At 65.8% G+C, this 1764-nt stretch carries 1 protein-coding gene and 1 pseudogene; both read right to left on the reverse strand.

The window, feature by feature from the left end; translation table 11 throughout:
* Nucleotides 1-999: pseudogene (locus B4U45_RS28455) on the reverse strand (FtsK/SpoIIIE domain-containing protein); the annotation flags it as partial.
* 95 nt (nt 1000-1094) lie between these two features.
* Nucleotides 1095-1430, reverse strand: coding sequence for an SCO3933 family regulatory protein (locus tag B4U45_RS28460; protein ID WP_075545708.1), 336 nt, complete (start codon nt 1428-1430; stop codon nt 1095-1097).
* Nucleotides 1431-1764: the final 334 nt, after the last annotated feature.

Consider the following 1764-nt stretch of genomic DNA (forward strand, 5'->3'; position numbering starts at 1 on the left):
CGATCTCATCGATGATCACCACATACAAGGGCTCGGCGAGGGTAGGGCTGTGTAGGCGGGTGTGCCCGCGCAGTCGGGTGGCGCGTGCCTGCATCAGCTCCACCAGCTCGCGCAGCAACTCCACGCTGTGTTGATCGGTGTCGTAGCAGAACCGGGTGAACAGCGCTGCCCCGGCACCGAGTTCCATGCCGCCTTGGGATCGATCACCCACAACCGCACCCGGCCACGCTTAACGTCAGGGGCGAGGGCGGCGATCAGCGACCACAGCGCCGAGCCCTTACCGGCTCCGGTGGCCCCCGCTACCAGGATGTGGTTACCGAGAACCAGCAGCGTCCAGCAGCGCCGTGATTCGGTGACCCCGACCCGCACCGCGCGCAGATCAACCGCCGACCCCGGGTTTGGCATGGGCACCGCGATCGGCTGGGCGAGCACATCCCCGCGGCCGATGATGATCCGCAGCTGCCCGGGCGCGGTGGCGCGGATCGTCAACCGCTGCGCTGCCCATGTTGCCGCCAACGCCGGAACGCGTTTCTGCCAGTCAGCAATCGACTGGCCGGTCACAACCTTCACGATCAGCACGTCGACGTGGCGGCCGATCCGCACCGACACCACCGCCGGGACCAGGGTGCGCTCACCCAGGCGGGCGGTCAGCCCGTGCAGGGCGCACACCGATGCCCAGTTACGTCCGTAGCGCCACCACGCCCAGAAACGCTGCCTAACCGGATTGGTGACCCACCGGGTGAACGAGGCCGGTTCCACGACTGCCCAGCCGATATATGCCGCGATCTCCACGGCGGCGGTCACCAGGCCGGCGCGGGCGCCCTGACTGACGGCGGCCCAGAGCGCCACCGTGGCCGGGATGCTCAGGAAGGGAAACAGGATCGCCCACCACAATAACTGTCCGGCCGCTTTAACCAATCCGATGATCAGCTCGCCGATCCAGTCATCATTAGCTGATTGATTGTTGTTGTGGTTCTTACGGTTTGGAGTGTTCGACATGACGGTCTTCCTTAACTGACAGCGGAAAGAGGGGTAGGGGTGCCAGCCCGGCAGCCCCTATACGGTGTCCGCGCGGCGCCGGGCCGGCCCTGTGGTTACCTGGCCTGCTGGCCCGCCTTGATGGTGCCGGGGTCGGTGGCGGTGAGGGTTTCGGCGCGATAGGCGATGCCCGAGCGGCCGTCTTGGGACCACGGCAACGCCACCAGACCCGCTACCGCCACCGGCTGACCCACCGTGACTTTCGGTTCCCCGACCACGGTGACCGCCAGCACTTCACCGCCGGTGGCATCCAGGGCGATCAACTGGACCTGCCACAGCGTTTGCCCGGCGGCCTTGTCCACACGGGGTGCCCCGGTGTCGAAATTGGTGCGCTGCTCAGGAATTCGGGTGCACAGGAACGTCACCCCGGCTGTGTCGATACGTAACTTCATGGATTGCTGTCCTTCCTTGCGGTATGGGCGCGGTCTGTTCGGCCGCGACTCAAGGACATCGCCATCCTGGATGCGCCCGGAAGTGACAGGCAGTGACAGGCAGTGACAGGCAGTGACAGGCAGTGATGACCGTAAACGCGCACAGGTAGCTGAACTGCGCTGATGTATGCGGCATGATCGACGTCATGGCCGGCGCCGACCCGATCCGCGCACTCAACGCGCAGCGGCTCAGCCAAGCCCGCAAACGCTACGGCTACACCCTGCGCGAGTTGGCAATCGAGGTCGAAAACGTCCGTAAGCTACGCGGCGATGCCGACCTGCCCACCCAAGAGTC

The sequence above is a fragment of the Mycobacterium persicum genome (genome assembly GCF_002086915.1).
Taxonomy (GTDB): domain Bacteria; phylum Actinomycetota; class Actinomycetes; order Mycobacteriales; family Mycobacteriaceae; genus Mycobacterium; species Mycobacterium persicum.

What these genes read in the sequence shown, in the direction of transcription:
- B4U45_RS28460 (WP_075545708.1), bottom strand. Translation starts at nt 1,430, where the DNA reads ATGAAGTTACGTATCGACACAGCCGGGGTGACGTTCCTGTGCACCCGA.